Below are 19,068 nucleotides of genomic sequence, written 5' to 3' on the forward strand. Positions count from 1 at the left end.
GCTTAACCGGCGAGTCGATCGCAGATCGTGCGCGTCGCGGACGCCGCGTTCAGCGTGTAGAAGTGCAGCCCCGGCACGCCCGCGTCGATCAGGCGCCGGCACAGATCGGTGACGACGTCCGCGCCGAATGCGCGGATCGCGTCGCGATCGTCGCCGAAGCTCTCGAGCCGGCGCGCGACCCAGCGCGGCACTTCCGCGCCGCACATTTCCGAGAAGCGCATCAGTTGCGAGAAGTTCGTGATCGGCATGATGCCCGGCACGATCGGCACGTCCACACCCAGCTTGCGCGCATCGTCGACGAAGCGGAAATACGCGTCGGCGTTGAAGAAGTACTGCGTGATCGCGGAATTCGCGCCGGCTTTCACCTTGCGCGCGAAGTTCTCGAGATCGGCCTTGGGCGAACGCGATTGCGGGTGGTACTCCGGATAGCCTGCGACTTCGATGTGGAACCAGTCGCCATGCTCAGCGCGGATGAAGCTGACGAGCTCGGACGCATAACGCAGCTCGCCGACCGCGCCCATCCCCGACGGCAGGTCGCCGCGCAGCGCGACGATATGCCGGATGCCGTGCGAGCGGTACTGGTCGAGGATCGCGCGCAGGTTGTCGCGCGACGAGCCGATGCACGACAGGTGAGGGGCGGCCTCGAGGCCGTCCTTCTGCATGTCGAGCACGGTATCGAGCGTGCCCTGCTGCGTCGAGCCGCCGGCGCCGAACGTCACGGAGACGAATTTCGGCTTCAGCGGCATCAGCTGCGCACGCGTCGCGCGCAACTTCTCGACGCCCTCCGCCGTTTTCGGCGGGAAGAATTCAAACGAGAGTTCGATCGGTTTCATGATTCGGAAGAAAGACCCGAGTCGTCAGCCGAAGTCGCGCTGCCCGAAGATCAGCGCGGACAGCAGCCACGACACGATGCTGTACAGGATCGAACCGAAGAATGCGGACCAGAAACCCGACACCTCGAAGCCCTTCAGCAGCGACGACGCGAACCAGAAGCACAACGCGTTCACGACGAGGATGAACACCCCGAGCGTGACGATCGTGACGGGCAGCGTCAGCAGGATCAGCACCGGACGAATCACCGTGTTGATCAGGCCCAGCACGACCGCGATGATCAGCGCGGTGCCGAAGCTCTTGATGTGGATCGACGGCACGAGGTACGTGATGATCAGCAGCGCGAGGGCGTTGATGACCCAGGTGAGGATGACGCTCATGGAGGGCTCCGGTTCGGTTGTCGATCTGTGCGGTCAGGCGCCGCCGCCGCGCCGCGCGCCCCCGAGCGGGGCGTGCGCGGCACGGCGGCGGCGGCGCATCAGTAGCGGTAGTGGTTCGGCTTGAACGGGCCGTCCTTCTGCACGCCGATGTACGAAGCCTGCTCGTCCGACAGCACGGACAGGTTCGCGCCGATGCGCGCGAGGTGCAGGCGCGCGACCTTTTCATCGAGATGCTTCGGCAGCACGTACACCTTGTTCTCGTACTCGGCGCCGCGCACGAACAGCTCGATCTGCGCGAGCGTCTGGTTCGCGAACGAGTTCGACATCACGAACGACGGGTGGCCGGTCGCGCAGCCGAGGTTCACCAGGCGGCCTTCGGCCAGCAGGATCACGCGCTTGCCGTCCGGGAAGATGATGTGGTCGACCTGCGGCTTGATGTTTTCCCACTGGTACTGGCGGGTCGACGCGACGTCGATTTCCGAGTCGAAGTGGCCGATGTTGCAGACGATCGCGTTGTGGCGCATCGCCTTCATGTGGTCGTGGCCGATCACGTGGAAGTTGCCGGTCGCCGTCACGAAGATGTCGGCCTTGTCGGCTGCGTATTCCATCGTCACGACGCGGTAGCCTTCCATCGCCGCCTGCAGCGCGCAGATCGGATCGATTTCGGTGACCCACACGGTCGCGCCCAGGCCGCGCAGCGATTGCGCGCAGCCCTTGCCCACGTCGCCGTAGCCCGCGACGACCGCGACCTTGCCCGCGATCATCACGTCGGTCGCGCGCTTGATGCCGTCGACCAGCGATTCACGGCAGCCGTACAGGTTGTCGAACTTCGACTTGGTGACCGAGTCGTTCACGTTGAACGCCGGGAACGGCAGGCGGCCGTCCTTTTCCATCTGGTACAGGCGGTGCACGCCGGTCGTGGTTTCTTCGGTCACGCCCTTGATGTGCGCGAGACGCTTCGAGTACCAGGTCGCGTCGAGGTCGAGGTGCTTCTCGATCGACTTGTACAGCGCGACTTCTTCCTCGTTGGTCGGCTTCGCGATCACCGAACGGTCCTTCTCGGCCTTCGAGCCGAGGATCAGCAGCAGCGTTGCGTCGCCGCCGTCGTCCAGGATCATGTTCGCGAATTCGCCGTTCGGCCATTCGAAGATGCGGTGCGAGAACTCCCAGTATTCGTCGAGCGATTCGCCCTTGAACGCGAACACCGGCGTGCCGGATTCGACGATCGCGGCAGCAGCGTGGTCCTGCGTCGAGAAGATGTTGCACGACGCCCAGCGAACGTCCGCGCCGAGCGCCTTCAGCGTCTCGATCAGCACGCCGGTCTGGATCGTCATGTGCAGCGAACCCGCGATGCGCGCGCCCTTCAGCGGCTGCTGCGCCTTGTATTCGTCGCGGATCTGCACGAGGCCCGGCATTTCGGTCTCGGCAATGTTCAATTCCTTGCGGCCCCAGCCGGCCAGCGCCATGTCGGCGACGACGTAATCCTTGGAAGCCTGGGAATCAATAATGGCGTTCATCACGCCCTCCTTTCTAAAAAGTTTCTAGATTGGTGACGTGAGCGCCGTTCAGGAAGCGGGGCCGGCGCGAAACCACTGTCTCGCCGCACGGCTGCTTGGTGAAGCTCTCCGAGCCTGGCGGACGCAGAAGGTCCGTCGCAACGCTCCTCGGAAAACGGGAGGGATTGTAGCAAATCGGCGCAAGAATTGCGCGGCACGCGCGGCGTCGGCGCGCGTGAGCACAATGAAAGGGTCAGGTTTCCGCGCCGACCCACGCCTGTTCGCGCAACCGCGCGCGCAGCCGCGCGACGGCCTGGCTGTGCAGCTGGCACACGCGCGACTCGCTGACTTCGAGCACCGCGCCGATCTCGCGCAGGTTCAGGCCCCGCTCGTAGTACAGCGACATCAGCAGCTTCTCGCGCTCGGGCAGCCGCTCGATCGCTTCGACGAGCGCCTCGCGCAGGTGGTCGTCGAGCAGCGCCGACAGCGGATCGGCGTGATCGACGCGGTAGCGGTCGAGGAACGGCTCGTCGTCGGCCGCGCGGTCGAAATCCTCGTAGTAGATGAGCTGGCTGCCGTGCAGGTCCTGCAACATCCCCTGGTATTCGTCGAGCGGCATCTTCAGGTGCTGCGCGATCTCGGCCTCGCTCGCCGAGCGGCCGAGGTGCTGCTCGACCTGGTGCACCGCGTGCTCGACCTCGCGCGACGTCTTGCGCAGGCTGCGCGGCAGCCAGTCGTTGCTGCGCAGCTCGTCGAGCATCGCGCCGCGAATGCGCTGGGTCGCGTAGGTTTCGAACTGCGCGCCCTGGTCTTCCTTGTAGCGGCCGGCCGCATCCATCAGGCCGATCATGCCGGCCTGGATCAGGTCGTCAAGGTCGACGCTCGCCGGCATCTTCGCGACGAGCTGCAACCCCAGGCGCCGCACGAGCGGCGCGTATTGCGCGAGCACGTCGGCCTGGGTCATCTTTCCTTGAGCGTTGTACATCATGGCTCTCTCCTTCGCTCACGCGGCGTGGGCCGCACCCGCCTCATACGACGGCTTGCCGCCCGCGTGGACGGCGCGGCCCGCCCCCGAACGCGGGCGCATCGGCCAGTACAGCAAGTCGGCGGCAATCTGCCGGTAGTCGCGCGCGGCAGCCGACGACGGGAACGCGTCGACCGCGGTATGCCTCAGTGCGCGCGCCCGCTCGACGAGCGGGTCGGCGCTCACGCAGCCGGCATCCGCGATCGACACCGTCAAGTAGCGGCTCGCGACGCCTGCCAGGTTGTCGAAGGCGGTCTTCGCGTCCGTGTGATTGCCGACGTGGTTGGTCAGCACGCGGAACTGCGCGAGCGCGTGCGTGAAATGCAGGCGCTTCATGCACGCGTAGGCCTCGGTGATCGCCTGCGCGGCGACCCGCGTGACGATCAGCACGTCGTGCGCTTCGCGCGCGAGCGCCGAGAGCGCCCCGTCGGCGCCGAGCCGCGCATCGACCAGCACGATGTCGGCCTGGCCGTCGATGAAGTCGCTCAGCTGCGCGTCGCTGTAGCCATCGCGCGCGAGCTGCCCGGCCGCGCACAGGCTGAAGCCGGCGGCCACCCGCGTGCGTTCGCCGTCGCGCAGCGAGGCGCCCGCCAGCGTCGCGGCGGCCGAATGCACGTCCGTGCGCTCGTCGACGACGAGCACGTCCTTGCCGAGCGCGACCAGCGCCGCCGCGAGGTTCAGGACGGTGGCCGTGCAGCCGACGCCCGCCGGCCCGCCCGTCACCGCGACGATGCGCGACGCGCGCCCGGCCAGCAGGCGGCGCAGCCCCTCGGCCTGGTCGATGATCCGTTTATCCAAATCGCACCTCGTGCAGCTCGGCGGTGGAACGTGCGGTCAGTGCGGAAAGCAGCGTCGGCATGTCCTCGTCTTGCGGCACGAAGGGCGAGCCGTCGCGCGGCACACAGAACGCGCTTTTCAGCAGGAATCGGGTCGTCGCGACATACAGGTTCTCCGGCACCTTCTGGCCGGTCGACACGTAGTGGACGGGCAGCTTGTAGCGGATCACCGTGTCGAGCACGCCGCCCAGGTGCGTCGCTTCGTCGAGCTTGGTCAGGATGCAGCCGGCGAGATCCGGGGATGCCGCCTGCGGATGCTCGCCCGCGCTGCGGTACGCCTGGACGACTTCGTTGAGCGTGTCGCCGTGGCTCGTCGCGTTGAGCAGCAGCAGGCGCTGCACCGGTGCGTTCGCGCCGTGCAGCATCGCGATCTGGTCGGACAGCGCGCGATCGCGCTGGCTCATGCCGATCGTGTCGATCAGCACGATGTGCTTGTTGCGCAGCTCGGACAGCGCGAGCGCGAGATCGCCCGCATCCTTCACCGCGTGCACCGGCACGCCGAGGATCTTGCCGAAGATGCGCAGTTGCTCGTGGCCGCCGATCCGGTAGCTGTCGGTGGTCAGCAACGCGACCTTGCTCGCGCCGAAGCGCATCACGCAGCGCGCGGCGAGCTTCGCGGTGGTGGTCGTCTTGCCGACGCCGGTCGGCCCCATCAGCGCGAACACGCCGCCGCGCTCCATCAGCGCGTCCTCGCTGTCGAGCACCGGCAGGTTCGCCGCGAGCACCGACTGCGCCCATTCGACGGCCTGCTCGAAGGTCTGCGTGGCGTCGCCGGACGGCAGGTGGTCGACCAGCATCCGCACGAGCTGCGCGGAGAAGCCGGCCGCGAACAGATGCCTGGTCAGCGCGCCGTGCACCGGGCTGCGGCGCTGGCGGTCGTGCCACATCAGGCTGTCGAACTGCTCCTGCATCATCCCGCGCATCGCGCCGAGCTCATGCATCACCGTGTCGTTGACGACGCTCTCGATGCGCGACTTCACCGCATCGGCGACCGCGGCGGCCACATCGGCGGACAGGCGCGTACGCTCGGCCGGTTTCGCGGCGTCCGCGTCGCTCGCGCGGGCGGCGGCGGCGGTGTCGTTCGTACCGGCTGTGGCCGTGGCGGGCAGCCGGCGTTCGGCGTCGCGCACGATGTCGCGCGCCCAGCCGGCCGGCGCCGCATCCTGCGGTGCGGGAGCCGGTGCTTGCGGCGCGGCAGGCGCCGCGTGCGTACGCACCATCAGCGCGTCGCGCTGCTGCGTCAGGCGCTTCGCGTGCTCGACGAGCCACGGTGCGGGTTCGGAAGACGTCGCGGGCGCGACGGCGGCGGACACCGACGGCGACAGCTCCGCCGGCGCATGCGTGTCGGCGTCGAACGCGGCCGGTTCCGTCGCTTCGGCGCTGGCGCCGAACACCGACGAGAACACGTCCGGCAGGCCGCCAGCGCCGGCGGCATACGGATTGCCGGCCGGACGTGCGGGTGCGGGTGCGGCGGCGCCCGGGCGCGACACGATGCCCGGCACCGCGGCGGCCGGCACGGACTCCGGCGCCCGCGGCGCGCTCGCGCGCGGGCGAGCGGCAACCGACGGTGCGACCGCGGCGAGGTCCGAGTCGGCGAGTGCAACGATTTCGACGCTGCCGTCATCGAGCGAGCGGTTCGACAGCACGACGGCGTCGGCGCCGAGTGCCTCGCGTACGAGGCGAAGCGCGTCGCGGCTGGTCGCGCCGGTGAATTTGCGGATGTTCAAGCGGGGCCCCCGATGACGTTAACAACTTTGATCGTGCGTGTATCCGGCACTTCGGCGTACGACAACACTTTCAATTGCGGCAGGCTGCGGCGCAGGAAACGCGCGAGCATCGCGCGCAACGCGTGCTGCACGAGCAGCACGGGCGGCAGCCCGAGATTCTGTTGACGCAGCATCGCTTGTTGCGTGCCGGTCAGAAGGTTGTGCGCAAGGCCCGGCTCGAGGCCCGGATTTGCGCCGGTGGCGAGCGCCTGCGACAGCACGCGCTCGAGATTCGAATCGAGACCCATCACCTGCATCTCGCCCGCGCCCGGATACCACTGCTGCGTGATCGCGCGGCCGAGCGACAGCCGCACCGCGGCGGTGATCTCGTACGCGTCGCCGCGGCCCGCGTGTTCGGACACGGATTCGAGGATCGTGCGCATGTCGCGGATCGGCACGCCTTCGTCGAGCAGGTTCTGCAGCACTTTCTGCAGCGTCGTGAGCGAGATCGTCTTCGGCACGAGGTCCTCGACGAGCGACGGCGCGTCCTTGCCGGTGCGCTCGACGAGCGCCTGCACTTCCTGGCGGCCGAGCAGTTCGGCCGCATGCTGGACGACCAGATGGTTCAGGTGTGTCGCGACCACCGTGCTCGCATCGACCACCGTGTAGCCGTACACCTGCGCCTGCTCGCGCATCGCGACGTCGATCCACACGGCCGGCAGCCCGAATGCCGGATCCTGCGTGAGCGCGCCCGGCAGCGCGGCCGTCACCTGGCCCGGGTTGATCGCGAGCCACTGGCCCGGGAACACTTCGCCGGTGCCGATCTCGACGCCCTTCAGCGCGATCCGGTACGCGTTCGGCCGCAGCTCGAGGTTGTCGCGGATGTGGATCACCGGCGGCAGGAAGCCGATTTCCTGCGCGAATTTCTTGCGGATGCTCTTGATGCGCTTGAGCAGCTCGCCGTCGCTGTTCTTGTCGACGAGCGGAATCAGCCGGTAGCCGACTTCGAGGCCGAGCGGATCGATCAGCTGCACGTCGTCCCAGGTCGCTTCGTGGCTTTCACCCGGCAGCGCGGCGGGCGGCGCAATCTCGGTCACGTCGCCGGCCGCGACGCGGGCCGCCGCGCGGCGGGTCTGCGTGCGCGCCAGCCAGATCGCGCCGCCGCCGAGCGCGAGGAACGCGAAGTGCGGCATGCCCGGGATCAGCCCCATCAGCACGATGATCGAGCCGGTGATGACCAGCACGCGCGGGTTCGCGAACAGCTGGCCGGTGATCTGGGTGCCGATGTCCTCGTCGGTCGCGACCCGCGACACGATCACGCCGGCTGCCGTCGAGATCACGAGCGACGGGATCTGCGCGACGAGGCCGTCGCCGATCGTCAGCAGCGTGTAGTTGGTGCCGGCCGCGGCAAAGCTCATGTCGTGCTGGACCATCCCGACGATCAGCCCGCCGATCACGTTGATCGCCATGATGATCAGGCCCGCGATCGCGTCGCCGCGCACGAACTTCGACGCACCGTCCATCGACCCGTAGAACTCGGCTTCCTGCGCGACCGAGGTGCGGCGCTTGCGTGCCTGCTCCTCGTTGATGAGGCCCGCGTTCAGGTCGGCGTCGATCGCCATCTGCTTGCCGGGCATCGCGTCGAGCGTGAAGCGCGCGGACACTTCGGCGATCCGCCCCGCGCCCTTCGTGATCACCATGAAGTTGATGATCATCAGGATCACGAACACGACGATGCCGACCGCGAAATTGCCGCCGACCAGGAAGTGGCCGAACGCCTCGATCACCTGGCCGGCCGCGTCGGGGCCGGTGTGGCCCTCGAGCAGCACGACGCGCGTCGACGCGACGTTCAGCGACAGGCGCAGCAGCGTCGAGAACAACAGCACGCTCGGGAACGCCGCGAAATCGAGCGGCTTCATCGTGTACATGCTGACGAGCAGCACCATCACCGACAGCGCGATGTTGAACGTGAACAGCAGATCCAGCAGCATCGGCGGCAGCGGCAGGATCATCATCCCCAGGATCATGCAGATGAGGATCGGGCCGGCGAGCGCGCGCAGGTTGGTGCCGGCGAACGGGTTCGGGCGCTTGCCGAACAGGCCAGTGGTCGGGGTGCTCATGCCGCGCCTCGCGTGCCGAGTGCGTCGTCGGCTTCGTCACGCTCGTCGTCGGTCGACACCGACGTACCCTGGTCGAGGTCGGCCGGCACGGCGAGATCGACCGGCGCCGCCGGGAACGCGCCGCCTTCCGAGCGGAAGCGCTTGAGCTGGTAGACCCATGCGAGCACTTCGGCGACGGCCGAGTACAGCGAGCCGGGAATCTCGCGTTCGAGTTCGACGTTGTGATACAGCGCACGCGCGAGCGGCGGCGCTTCGAGCAGCGGCACGTTGTGCTCGGCCGCGAGCTCGCGGATGCGCGCGGCGACGAGGTTCACGCCCTTCGCGACGACCTTCGGCGCGCGCATCTCGCCATCCGTGTATTGCAGCGCGACGGCGAAGTGCGTCGGGTTCGTGACGACCACGTCGGCCTTCGGCACGGCGGCCATCATCCGGCGCCGCGCGATCGCGCGCTGCTGCTGGCGGATGCGGCCCTTCACGTGCGGATCGCCTTCGTTCTCGCGATGCTCGCGCTTCACTTCTTCCTTCGTCATGCGCAACTTCTTGTTGTACTGCCAGATTTGGTAAGGAACATCGAGCGCGGCGACGACCAGCATCCCGGCAACCGTCGTGCCGCAGCACACGGCGACCAGGTGCAGCGCATCGGCAAGTGCTGAGCCGAGCGGCTGGGTCGCGAGGCCGAGCAGTTCGTCCTTGCTGCGCCAGATCGCGATCCCGCCGATCCCGCCGACGACGAGCGTCTTCACGAGCGACATCCCGAGCTGGATCGGCCCCTGGATCGAGAAGATGCGGCCGAGGCCGGAGATCGGGTTCAGGCGGTCGAACTTCAGCTCGAAGGTCTTTTGCGAGATCAGCCAGCCGCCGAGCGCCATCGGCGCGGCCAGCGCGGCCAGGCCGGTCAGCGCGAGCAGCGGCAGCAGCGCGGTGAGGCCCTCGGCGCTCGCGCTGCCGGCCGCGGACAGCATCCGGTTCGTGTCGAACGCCGTGGCGCGGTCGAACGAGAAGGCGCCGCGCAGCATCGACTGCAAATGCGCACCCGACGGACCCGCGAGCAGCCATGCACCGTAGAACCCGGCCGCGAGCAGCGCGAACGAAGCCAGTTCGCGCGAACGCGCGACCTGCCCCTCCTCGCGCGCCTTCTCGCGGCGCCTCGGAGTGGCGGCTTCGGTCTTGTCGAGATCGCTCTCGTCTGCCACGGGGCCTCCAGTCGGGTACGGCGAAATGCCGTTTTCCAGTGACACCGATTATTCATGCGCACGTCAAACGCCGATCGGTCGAGCAAAGCCGGGAAAGGGGGGTATTTCGGGGAATCGGGCGGGCTGGTGGCGGGGGGAAATCGGGGGCACGAACGGCGGCGCGGCGGAGGGAGGGTGAAGGCGTCGGCGGAGGAAGGGAGGAAGCGGTGACGCGCGGATTCGACCTGGAGGGGAAGCGTTGAGGCAAGCCGCGCCCGCATGCCGGCCGAGCGAGACCGGCACGCGGGCGCGCTCCCTACCCGGCCGCCGCCTGCTGCAGCAGCGCGAGATCGAGCTTCTTCATCTTCATCACCTGCGCCATCACGCGCTCGGCGCGCGCCGGGTCGCCCGTCATCAGTCCGGACATCTGCACCGGCACGACCTGCCACGACACGCCGAAGCGGTCGCGCAGCCAGCCGCACTGCTGCGCGCGCTCGTCGCCGCCGTCGGACAGCGCCGCCCAGTAGCGGTCGATCTCGTGCTGGTCGCGGCAGTTGACCACGAACGACACGGCCGGCGTGAGCGGAAACGCCGGGCCGCCGTTCAGCGCGAGGAACGCCACCCCGTCGAGCTCGAACGACACCGTCATCACCGCGCCCTCCGCATGCCCGGACACCTCGGCGCCGGCCTTGCCGTAGCGCGCGACGTGCACGATGCGTGCGTCGTCGAACACCGACACGTAGAAGTTGGCGGCCGCCTCGGCGTCGCGGTCGAACCACAGGAACGGCGTGATACGTTGAATGCGCTGACTCATGATGCTGCCTCCTCGATGTCTTGTCGGCATCCGTACCTGGTCTTATATCGTAGGCGCTGTATCCGCACGCCGCCCGGGGCGGCCCCGCGGATAAAAAAAGGGGGCGATCGCTCGCCCCCCTTTTTGCTGCCGTGCCGCGTGCGCGCTCAGAAGGCGACGTAAGGTGCCGCGCCGCCGCTCGCGGTCTTGTCCATCCCGAAGTAGATCGTCTTGCCGTAGAAGTGCGGCATGCCGAGATCGAGCCATCCCGACGCGCCGAACGGGCCGGCGATGTCGTTGAACGCGAACGTCGACGGGTTCGAGAACAGCGAATCGGCGTTCTGGATCGACATCGACACGCCGCCTGTCGTCCCGTTCTGGCCGGTCAGCGTCGCCGTGTAGGTCGCCGTCGACGACGGGCAGTAGAACTGCGTGTTGGTCGAGCACTTCGTCTGCGACGTGTCGTTGAAGAAATACGCGTTCGAACCCGTATCGAAGAACGCGGTCACGTTGCTGCCGAGGAACGTCGCGCTCACGTCGCCGGTCGTCGTCGACGTCATCACCGTCGACGCGGCAAGCGCGTTGTTGCTCTGCGTGCCGATCCCGAACGTCAGCTGGCCGGTTGCACTGGCCTGCCCGCTGCTGGAGATGCCCGGCATCTGCACGATCACGCCGTTGTTGTCGGTCGCGAAACGCTGGACCGGGTTGGCCACCTGCTGCGCAATCGGCACCAGCGCAATCGCGCAGCTCGAATTGCCGTTCGGGCACGCATAGTAGTTGTTGTAGGTCGCCGACGTCGACGTCGCGCAGTTCGTGCCGCAGTCCACCGGCGCCGGCCCGATACCGAGAATGCCGTTCGCGCCGAGATCGTTGGCCGAGTTCGCCGACGTCCCGCCGTTCGTGCACGAGCTCGGTACGCCGGTCGTGCCGAGGTCGCCGATGATCTGCACCGGGAGCGAACTTGCCTGCTCCGAACCGATCGTCAGGTCGACGGTACGCACCGTGCCCCATGTGTAGCTGGACACGAACTTGCCGCATTCGGCGACCGGCGCGCCGCCGCTCGTCACCTGCGGCAGGTTGCCGAGCACGCCCGACACGGCGCTGCCGACCAGCCGCAGCCCGTACGACGCGGTGTCGACCAGCACGTTGTTGACCACCTGGCAGTTCGACGTGCCGGGCACGCAGATCTTCACGTTGACGGTCGGAATGTTGATCACGCGCGCGACGCCGGTGCCAACGGTGATCACGGCCGTATTGGCGGTGTTGCCGTCCGATACGCTGGGGTTGCCGCCGTTGTTGCCGTTGTTACCGTTGTTGTTGTTGTTGTTGTTGTCGTCGCCGCCGCCGCCGCATGCGGTCACGAGCATGGCCGTCACGGCCGCCAGGCTCAGCAGCCCGAGCCAGCGCTTGAAGGTACGAGGAATTCTCAAGATCGCTCTCCCGCTGTCACTGGATGTCGGTGCCGGTCAGCCCGGCAGGCAGCGCCGCCGGCAACCACGCCTGGCCCGCGAATGCGCCCATGTGGCCGCCCGTGCGGATCACGAGGTTGCTCGTGTCGACGGACACCGGTGCGCGCCAGCCGCGCGCCGCGTGGGCCACCTGAACGCCAGCGGTGTACTGCGGGAAATAGCTGCCGAGGAGCGACGCCAGATCCGGCATCGTCGGCCCGCGCCACGCGAGGCCGAACACGGTGCCGGCCGTGGACGTGTATTCGTGAATGACGGTGCCCGATCCGAACGTGATCTCGCGCACGGTATAGGCGGCCGTGTTCGCCGGTGTGCCGTCGGCCGAGCGCATCGCGCGCTGCAGCGCGCGCACGGTGGCCGCGTGATCGTCCGCCGGTGGCGACATCGGCGCGCCGCCCAGTTCGGCCTGTGCGTGGACGCTCCACAGCACACCCATTGCAACCGCCGCATGCGCGGCGGTCCAGCCCAAGCGTTTCAGCTTCACGTTCCCCCCCAAAGGGACTGGCTTCGTTGCCGTCGGCCCCGTCGTCAGGCTCGGCGCCGCAGGTCAACCAATGAAAGTCGTAAGAATGACGCTTCGTTGCTGCTGACGCGTAGTATGCCTGCGGAGTGTGCCGGAGTGTCAAATTGACGCAGCGCGGCCCGCTCGCGGCGGGCCGTGGGGGAACGTGAAAGCCATACGCACCGGGCCGCTCCACGACATGGACGGACCGGCGCGATGCCGCAGGGTCAGAAGCCCAGGCTCGCAAGCAGGTCGTCAACCTGCGCCTGGTCCTGCACCACGTCGGACTTGCCCTCGGGCGCGACCTGCGGCCCGTTCAGCAGCGACTCGGGGCTGCCGGTCGTGCTCACGTGCCCGGCCGCGAGCGCGGCCGCGGTCGCCGCGAACTGTTCGCGCCGCTCGGGCGCGATGTTCTCGACGAGCACGGTGAGCAGTTGCTGCTCGATCAGGTAGACCATGTCCATGATCTTCTTGATCACCTGCCCGGTCAGGTCCTGGAAATCCTGCGCGAGCATGATCTCGAGCAGCTGCGCGCTGGTCGCGGACGTCGCGTCGGGCAAGCTGTGCAGGAACGTGCGCGTGTCGCTCATCAGCTCGCGCACCTCGGCGTGCTCGATCGGCGCCGCGTACCACTGCGCCCAGCGCGCGTCGAGCGCCTCGGCCTCGTTCTGGATGCGCTCCTGCACGGGCTTCGCGATCTCGATCGCGTTCAGCACGCGCTCGGCCGCCTGCTCGGTCATCGTCGCGACGTAGCGCAGCCGGTCGCGCGCGTCGGGCACGGCTTCGGCCGCACGCTCGACATGCTTGTCGAGTCCGAGCTCGCGCATCGAATCGCGCAGCGTGCGCGTGAGCTGGCCGATACGCGCGAGGATGCGGTCGCTCGCGAGATCGGCGCCTTCGGCGTGGCTGTCGGCGTTGAATTCCGCGCCGGCGAGCGCCGCATGAATCGGCTCGTTCACGTCAGCTCCCGGCCTTCGCCATCTTGTCGATGATCTTGTTCAGCTTCTCGTCGAGCGTCGCGGCCGTGAACGGCTTCACGACGTAGCCGCTCGCGCCGGCCTGCGCGGCCGCGATGATGTTCTCCTTCTTCGACTCGGCCGTGACCATCAGCACCGGCAGGTGCGTGAGCGCCGCGTCCGCGCGGATTTCCTTCAGCATCGCGAGGCCGTCGAGGTTCGGCATGTTCCAGTCCGAGATCACGAAGTCGAAGCTGCCGCCGCGCAGACGCGCGAGGCCGGCCGCGCCGTCCTCGGCTTCGTCGACGTTCGCGTAGCCCAGTTCCTTGAGCAGGTTGCGGACGATCCGGCGCATCGTCGGGAAATCGTCCACCACCAGGATTTTCATGCTCTTGTCCATCGTCGTTCCTTTGCAGATTCGTTACCGTCGGGCCGCGCAACCTTGCACGCGTCCCGTGACATTTCATTCAGACCCGCTGTACGCGGTCGCCCATCGTCGCGAGGCGCGCCATCACGCGCCGGCTCATCTCGGCAAGCGGCGCGACCTCTTCCGCGCCGCCGAGCGCGATCGCCTCGCGCGGCATGCCGAACACGATGCAGCTCGCCTCGTCCTGCGCGAACGTGTGGGCGCCCGCGCGCTTCATGTCGAGCAGCCCGGCCGCGCCGTCGCGCCCCATCCCCGTGAGGATCACGCCGATCGCGTTCTTGCCCGCGTGCTGCGCCGCCGAGCGGAACAGCACGTCGACCGATGGCCGGTGACGGTTCACCGGCGGCGCCTCCGACAGCTGCGCGATGTAGTTCGCCCCGCTACGCGCGAGCAGCAAGTGCGCATGGCCGGGCGCGATGTACGCATGGCCCGGCAGCACGCGCTCGCCGTGCTCGGCTTCCTTCACCGCGATCCGGCACAGGCCGTTCAGCCGCTGCGCGAACGATTTCGTGAAGCCCGGCGGCATGTGCTGCGCGATCAGCACCGCCGGCGCATCCGGCGGCAGCGGCGTCAGCACTTCGCGGATCGCCTCGGTGCCGCCCGTCGATGCGCCGATGATGATCAGCTTCTCGGTACTGACGAGCGGGTTGTTGATCATCGGTGCAGCCGGCTGGCCGCCCGTCGCGCGCGCGGCGGCCTGCGGCTGCGGCGCCTGCCGCACGCGGGCGCGCGACGCCGCGCGAATCTTGTCGGCGAGCTTTTCCGCGTAGTCGAGCATGCCGTCGCGGATCCCGACGCGCGGCTTCGTCACGAAATCCACCGCGCCGAGTTCGAGCGCGCGCAGCGTGATCTCCGAGCCGCGCTCGGTCAGCGACGACACCATCACGACGGGCATCGGCCGCAGCCGCATCAGCTTCTCGAGGAAGTCGAGCCCGTCCATGCGCGGCATTTCGACGTCCAGCGTGAGCACGTCCGGGTTGTGCTGCTTGATGAGCTCGCGCGCGACCAGCGGATCGGGTGCGGTCGCGCACACCGACATGTCGGGCTGGCTGTTGATGATCTCCGTCATCAGGCTGCGAATCAGCGCCGAGTCGTCGACGCACAACACTTTGATCTTCTGCACTGCGGTCATGCCTCCTGCTTTCTCGAAAGGTTGGCCGCATACGGGCTGCCGGTCGTCGCGCCCGTCGCCGGTGCACCAGCGGCGCCGCGGGCACCGAACAGCTCGATGCGCGGACGCGCCGGCGGCGGTGTGGCCGGCCGTTTCGCCGCGAACAGTTCGACGTGCGCGCGCGGCCGGGCGGCGCGCACGCGATTGGCCTCCGCGGCTTCGCGCTCGGTCACGCCCGGCACCTGCAGCCGCAGCTTCTTCACCATCGCGCGGCCCGTGTGCGGCATGAACGCGACCTTGCGCGGATGCACGCCCTGCAGATCCTCCGCGGTGATGCGAATGCGCTCCAGCGCGAGATAGCGGCGCACGAAATCCGCGTTGCGATCGCCGATGTTGATGGTCGTCATCCCGGCCAGCACGGCCGCGCCGCCGAACACCTTCGCCTCGAAGCGCTCGCGGCGCCCGCCCGCCTTGATCAGTTCGTTGATCAGCACTTCCATCGCGTACGCGCCGTAGCGCATCGCTTCCGACGCGGCCGCGCCCGCGTCGGCGCCGTCGTCGGGCAACATGAAGTGATTCATCCCGCCGATGCCCGCGTAGGGATCGTGCAGGCAGGCGGCGACGCACGAGCCGAGCACGGTCATCAGCACCATGTCCTCGGACGTGGTGTAGAACTCGTTCGGCAGCAACTTCACGCCGGGGCGCTCGAAGTGAGTGTCGAAGTAGCGATTGGCCGCGATCGGCAGAGCGCTCATCCGCGGTCTCCGCAAGCAGGCACGGCACCCGCGGCGCGGGCGGGCGCGCGCACCCGCGTGCCCGGCCCGGCATCGCGCGTCAGTTCGTACACCGTCTGCCCGCGCAGCCGGAACGCCTGCGTGACGTACGTGAAGTTTTCCGAATGACCGGCGAACAGCAGCCCGCCCGGCTTCACGAGCGGCTCGAAGCGCGACAGCACCTGCCCTTGCGTCGGCTTGTCGAAATAGATCATCACGTTGCGGCAGAAGATCGCGTCGAACGGCTTCGCGATCCCGTAGTCGGCATCGGTCAGGTTCAGTTGCTCGAAGCGGATCATCGCGCGCAGCTCCGGGCGCACCTTCACGCGGCCGGCCTGCGCGCCGGTGCCTTTCAGGAAGAAGCGCTTGAGCCGCTCCGGCGCCAGATGCTTGACCTGGTCGTACGTATAGATGCCGGCCTCGGCCTTCGCGAGCACCTGCGTGTCGAGGTCGGTCGCGAGGATCGACGCGCCGCGCGCCGCCGATTCGCCGAGCGCCTCGATCAGCGTGATCGCGATCGAATACGGCTCCTCGCCGGTCGACGCCGCCGAGCACCACACCGACACCGGCGCGGCGCGGCCCTTCACGAAGTCCGCGAGGATCGGAAAGTGGTGCGACTCGCGGAAGAACGCGGTCAGGTTCGTCGTCAGCGCGTTGGTGAACGCTTCCCACTCGAGCGGATCGCTCTCCTGCTCGAGCAGGTCGAGGTAGTCGCGAAACGTGTCGAGCCCGCGGGCGCGCAGCCGGCGCGCGAGACGGCTGTATGCCATGTCGCGCTTGTGCTCGGACAGCGAGATCCCCGCGCGTTGATGAATCAGCGCGCGGATGCGTGCGAAATCCGCGCCGGTGAACGCGAAGTCGCGCCCCGGCTCGCCCGCGCGAGGCGAGGCGTCCGGTGCATCGGGTCGAAACGGTGCGCGCGCGGTCGACATGGCTTAGAAGGTCTCCCAGTCGTCATCGGACGTGCCGGCCGCGGCCAGCGCCGGCTTCTCGCCGTGCAGTGCCGGACGCAGCAGCGCGGGCTTGTCGGCCGCCTTGGGCGCTGCGGCGGCCGTCTTCGACAGACGCGGGCCGTAGCCGCTCGCGGCCGATGCGTCTTTCTGCGTGCGCGCGCCACTGTCGGCCGCGCGCTTCGGTTCGCGGCTCGCGGCCGGGCTCGCCGCCGGCGAAGCCGTCGCGGCGCGGCGCGCATGGGTTGCGGCCTGCGGCGCCGGCAGTGCCGGCGCGGTTTCGGAACGGCTTGCCGACGGCAGCGCGGGCGCCGCGGCCGGTTCGTGCGCGACCGGGCGCACGACGCTGCGCGACGGCGCGAGCGCGATGCCGCCGATGACGTGCCAGCTCGACACGATCGACTTCATCTGGCGCGTCTGCTCCTCGAGCGACGCAGCGGCCGCCGCGGCCTGCTCGACGAGCGCCGCGTTCTGCTGCGTGACCGAATCCATCTGGCCGACCGCGCGATTGACCTGCTCGATGCCGGTCGACTGCTCGTCCGACGCAGCGCTGATCTCGCCCATGATGTCGGTGACGCGGCGCACGGCCTGGACGATCTCGTCCATCGTCGAACCGGCGCGGGCGACGAGCGCCGATCCGCTTTCGACCTTCCCGGCCGAATCGCCGATCAGCTGCTTGATTTCCTTCGCGGCGCTCGCGCTGCGCTGCGCGAGCGAGCGCACTTCGCCCGCGACCACCGCGAAGCCGCGGCCCTGCTCGCCCGCACGCGCGGCTTCGACCGCCGCGTTCAGCGCGAGGATGTTGGTCTGGAACGCGATGCCCTCGATCGTGCCGATGATGTCAACGACCTTGCCCGAGCTTGCCGCGATGTCCTGCATCGTCGACACGACCTGGCCGACCACCTCGCCGCCCTGCGTCGCGATATCGGATGCGTTCACCGCGAGCTGGCTCGCCTGCCGCGCGTTCTCCGCGTTCTGCCGCACGGTGCCGGTCAGCTGCTCCATGCTCGAGGCGGTCTCCTGCAGCGATGCGGCCTGCTCTTCGGTGCGTTGCGACAGGTCGGTGTTGCCGGTCGAGATCTCGCGCGCACCGACGTCGATCGACTCGGTGCCGCGATGCACGGCCTGCACCATCGTCGTCACGGCGTCCTGCATCCGCTTGATGCCGCCGAACAGGCGACCGATCTCGTTCTTGCTGAACACGTTCACCGGCTGCGTGAGGTCGCCGCCGGCGATGCGCTCGAAGTGCGCGATCGCATCTTCAAGCGGCTTCACGATCAGCCCGCGCAGCGCGAAACGGATCGCGATCACGACGACGAACGCGATCGCGATGCCGGCCGCGATCAGGCCGATCATCAGCGAAATCTGCGACTGCGTCGTGGCCTGGCGCTCGTTCGCGCGCTTTTGCAGCGACGCGATCACGGCCGACGCGGCCAGGTCGTAGGCAACGAACATCGGGCTGATCCTGGTGTCGGCAACCGCGTGGTACGCGGCCATGTCGCCCGCGCGCGCGGCCGCGAATTCCGGCTCGACGCCTTCCTTCACGATCGCCGTATAGCGCGTGGCAAGCTCGTCGATGAGCGCCTGGTCGACGCCGAGCTTCGGCGTCGACTGGAACGCCTGCCAGTTCTCGTTCGACTTCGTGTAGAGCACCTGCGCGCGGTCGAGCACCTTGCCGGCCTCGGCCGTGTTGCCGGCCTCGGTCAGCGAACGGAAGCGGTCGAGCGACACGCGCGCGCGCAGCAGGTACGACGACGTGTCGTCGAGCGCGTGGATCGCCGGCAGGTCGACGTGCGAGATCTCGTCGAGCGAGCGGCTCGCGTGATTGAGCGCGTAGAGGCCGAGCCCGCCGACCGCGGCAGCCAGGCACACGAGGATGAGTCCGACCGCCGTGAGCGTCGTGCGGATCGACCAGTTATGCAACATCGCAGATTCTCCCGAAGTTCCTGCGCGCGCGGCGCGCTTACGCGCCGAGCGCCTCGATCAACGCCATTTCCCGGCTCGTCATCAGCTTTTCGATATCCATCAGGATCAGCATCCGGCCCTCGACCGTGCCGAGGCCCGTCAGGTACTCGGTCGTCAGCGTCGCGCCGAATTCCGGCGCCGGCATGATCTGGTCGGCCTGCAGCGTGAGCACGTCCGACACGCCGTCGACCACCATCCCGACCACGCGATGCGCGACGTTCAGGATGATCACGACGGTCTGGTGGTCGTACTCGACGCGGCCGAGGTGAAACTTGATCCGCATGTCGACGATCGGCACGATGATGCCGCGCAGGTTGATCACGCCCTTGATGAAATCCGGCGCGTTCGCGATGCGCGTGACGCTCTCGTAGCCGCGGATTTCCTGCACCTTCAGGATGTCGATCCCGTATTCCTCGTCGCCGAGCGTGAACACGAGGAATTCCTGGCCCGTCGCATCGCCTTGCCCGGCGTCGCGGCGGCTGCTGGCCGCGTTCGCCGCGGCCGGATTGATCATTTGGACTTCAGCAGACACGTTTGCCCCCAATGGGTTGAATGGCGAG

18 protein-coding genes and 1 riboswitch are annotated in these 19,068 nt (G+C 68.3%); all 18 genes read right to left on the reverse strand.

Translation table 11 applies throughout. From position 1 onward, the window contains the following. Window positions 1-2: 2 nt before the first annotated feature. Complete coding sequence (metF, locus tag BX604_RS06650; RefSeq protein WP_098550068.1) at window positions 3-833, reverse strand: methylenetetrahydrofolate reductase [NAD(P)H]; 831 nt, start codon at window positions 831-833, stop codon at window positions 3-5. Window positions 834-857: 24 nt separating this feature from the next. Next, entirely contained in the window at window positions 858-1,211 is a 354-nt protein-coding gene (locus BX604_RS06655) for a phage holin family protein (protein ID WP_096508177.1), read from the reverse strand. A 98-nt stretch (window positions 1,212-1,309) separates the two neighbouring features. Further along, a complete protein-coding gene (gene ahcY / locus BX604_RS06660; RefSeq protein ID WP_098550069.1) occupies window positions 1,310-2,728 on the reverse strand; it encodes an adenosylhomocysteinase in 1,419 nt (472 codons plus the stop codon). A 32-nt stretch (window positions 2,729-2,760) separates the two neighbouring features. Then, window positions 2,761-2,883: riboswitch (S-adenosyl-L-homocysteine riboswitch) on the reverse strand. A 77-nt stretch (window positions 2,884-2,960) separates the two neighbouring features. After that, on the reverse strand, window positions 2,961-3,695 hold the full coding sequence (locus BX604_RS06665) for an RNA polymerase sigma factor FliA (RefSeq protein ID WP_098550070.1): 735 nt from the start codon (window positions 3,693-3,695) through the stop codon (window positions 2,961-2,963). Between the two features lie 15 nt (window positions 3,696-3,710). Continuing rightward, window positions 3,711-4,529 carry a MinD/ParA family ATP-binding protein gene (locus BX604_RS06670; protein WP_098550071.1) on the reverse strand — a complete coding sequence of 273 codons (819 nt, stop codon included), beginning with the start codon at window positions 4,527-4,529 and terminating at the stop codon, window positions 3,711-3,713. After that, on the reverse strand, window positions 4,522-6,294 hold the full coding sequence (flhF, locus tag BX604_RS06675) for a flagellar biosynthesis protein FlhF (RefSeq protein WP_098550072.1): 1,773 nt from the start codon (window positions 6,292-6,294) through the stop codon (window positions 4,522-4,524). Before flhF ends, BX604_RS06670 begins: the two co-directional genes overlap by 8 nt. Further along, entirely contained in the window at window positions 6,291-8,393 is a 2,103-nt protein-coding gene (flhA, locus tag BX604_RS06680) for a flagellar biosynthesis protein FlhA (protein WP_098550073.1), read from the reverse strand. The genes flhF and flhA overlap by 4 nt, the downstream gene beginning before the upstream one ends. Next, window positions 8,390-9,586, reverse strand: coding sequence for a flagellar biosynthesis protein FlhB (gene flhB / locus BX604_RS06685; protein ID WP_098550074.1), 1,197 nt, complete (start codon window positions 9,584-9,586; stop codon window positions 8,390-8,392). The genes flhA and flhB overlap by 4 nt, the downstream gene beginning before the upstream one ends. Before the next feature lie 295 nt (window positions 9,587-9,881). Next, entirely contained in the window at window positions 9,882-10,379 is a 498-nt protein-coding gene (locus tag BX604_RS06690; RefSeq protein WP_098550075.1) for a VOC family protein, read from the reverse strand. Between the two features lie 146 nt (window positions 10,380-10,525). Continuing rightward, on the reverse strand, window positions 10,526-11,788 hold the full coding sequence (locus BX604_RS06695; RefSeq protein WP_098550076.1) for a DUF3443 domain-containing protein: 1,263 nt from the start codon (window positions 11,786-11,788) through the stop codon (window positions 10,526-10,528). A gap of 16 nt (window positions 11,789-11,804) precedes the next feature. Further along, window positions 11,805-12,308, reverse strand: a complete 504-nt coding sequence (locus BX604_RS06700) for a DUF2844 domain-containing protein (protein ID WP_098550077.1) — start codon at window positions 12,306-12,308, stop codon at window positions 11,805-11,807. A gap of 245 nt (window positions 12,309-12,553) precedes the next feature. Beyond that, window positions 12,554-13,285: a protein phosphatase CheZ gene (gene cheZ / locus BX604_RS06705; RefSeq protein ID WP_098550078.1), complete on the reverse strand. Its 732-nt coding sequence runs from the start codon at window positions 13,283-13,285 to the stop codon at window positions 12,554-12,556. 1 nt (window position 13,286) lies between these two features. Next, window positions 13,287-13,682 (reverse strand): chemotaxis response regulator CheY, encoded by a 396-nt coding sequence (gene cheY, locus BX604_RS06710; protein WP_098550079.1) that lies wholly within the window; start codon window positions 13,680-13,682, stop codon window positions 13,287-13,289. Window positions 13,683-13,749: 67 nt separating this feature from the next. Continuing rightward, window positions 13,750-14,841 (reverse strand): protein-glutamate methylesterase/protein-glutamine glutaminase, encoded by a 1,092-nt coding sequence (locus BX604_RS06715; RefSeq protein WP_098550080.1) that lies wholly within the window; start codon window positions 14,839-14,841, stop codon window positions 13,750-13,752. Further along, window positions 14,838-15,575, reverse strand: a complete 738-nt coding sequence (gene cheD / locus BX604_RS06720; protein ID WP_098550081.1) for a chemoreceptor glutamine deamidase CheD — start codon at window positions 15,573-15,575, stop codon at window positions 14,838-14,840. The genes BX604_RS06715 and cheD overlap by 4 nt, the downstream gene beginning before the upstream one ends. After that, window positions 15,572-16,525 carry a CheR family methyltransferase gene (locus BX604_RS06725; protein WP_098550082.1) on the reverse strand — a complete coding sequence of 318 codons (954 nt, stop codon included), beginning with the start codon at window positions 16,523-16,525 and terminating at the stop codon, window positions 15,572-15,574. Before BX604_RS06725 ends, cheD begins: the two co-directional genes overlap by 4 nt. A 3-nt stretch (window positions 16,526-16,528) precedes the next feature. Further along, window positions 16,529-18,469 carry a methyl-accepting chemotaxis protein gene (locus BX604_RS06730; RefSeq protein ID WP_098550083.1) on the reverse strand — a complete coding sequence of 647 codons (1,941 nt, stop codon included), beginning with the start codon at window positions 18,467-18,469 and terminating at the stop codon, window positions 16,529-16,531. 37 nt (window positions 18,470-18,506) lie between these two features. Beyond that, window positions 18,507-19,022: a chemotaxis protein CheW gene (gene cheW, locus BX604_RS06735; RefSeq protein ID WP_098550084.1), complete on the reverse strand. Its 516-nt coding sequence runs from the start codon at window positions 19,020-19,022 to the stop codon at window positions 18,507-18,509. Window positions 19,023-19,068 lie beyond the last annotated feature (46 nt).

The organism is Burkholderia sp. JKS000303 (genome assembly GCF_002563755.1).
Classification (GTDB): domain Bacteria; phylum Pseudomonadota; class Gammaproteobacteria; order Burkholderiales; family Burkholderiaceae; genus Burkholderia; species Burkholderia anthina_B.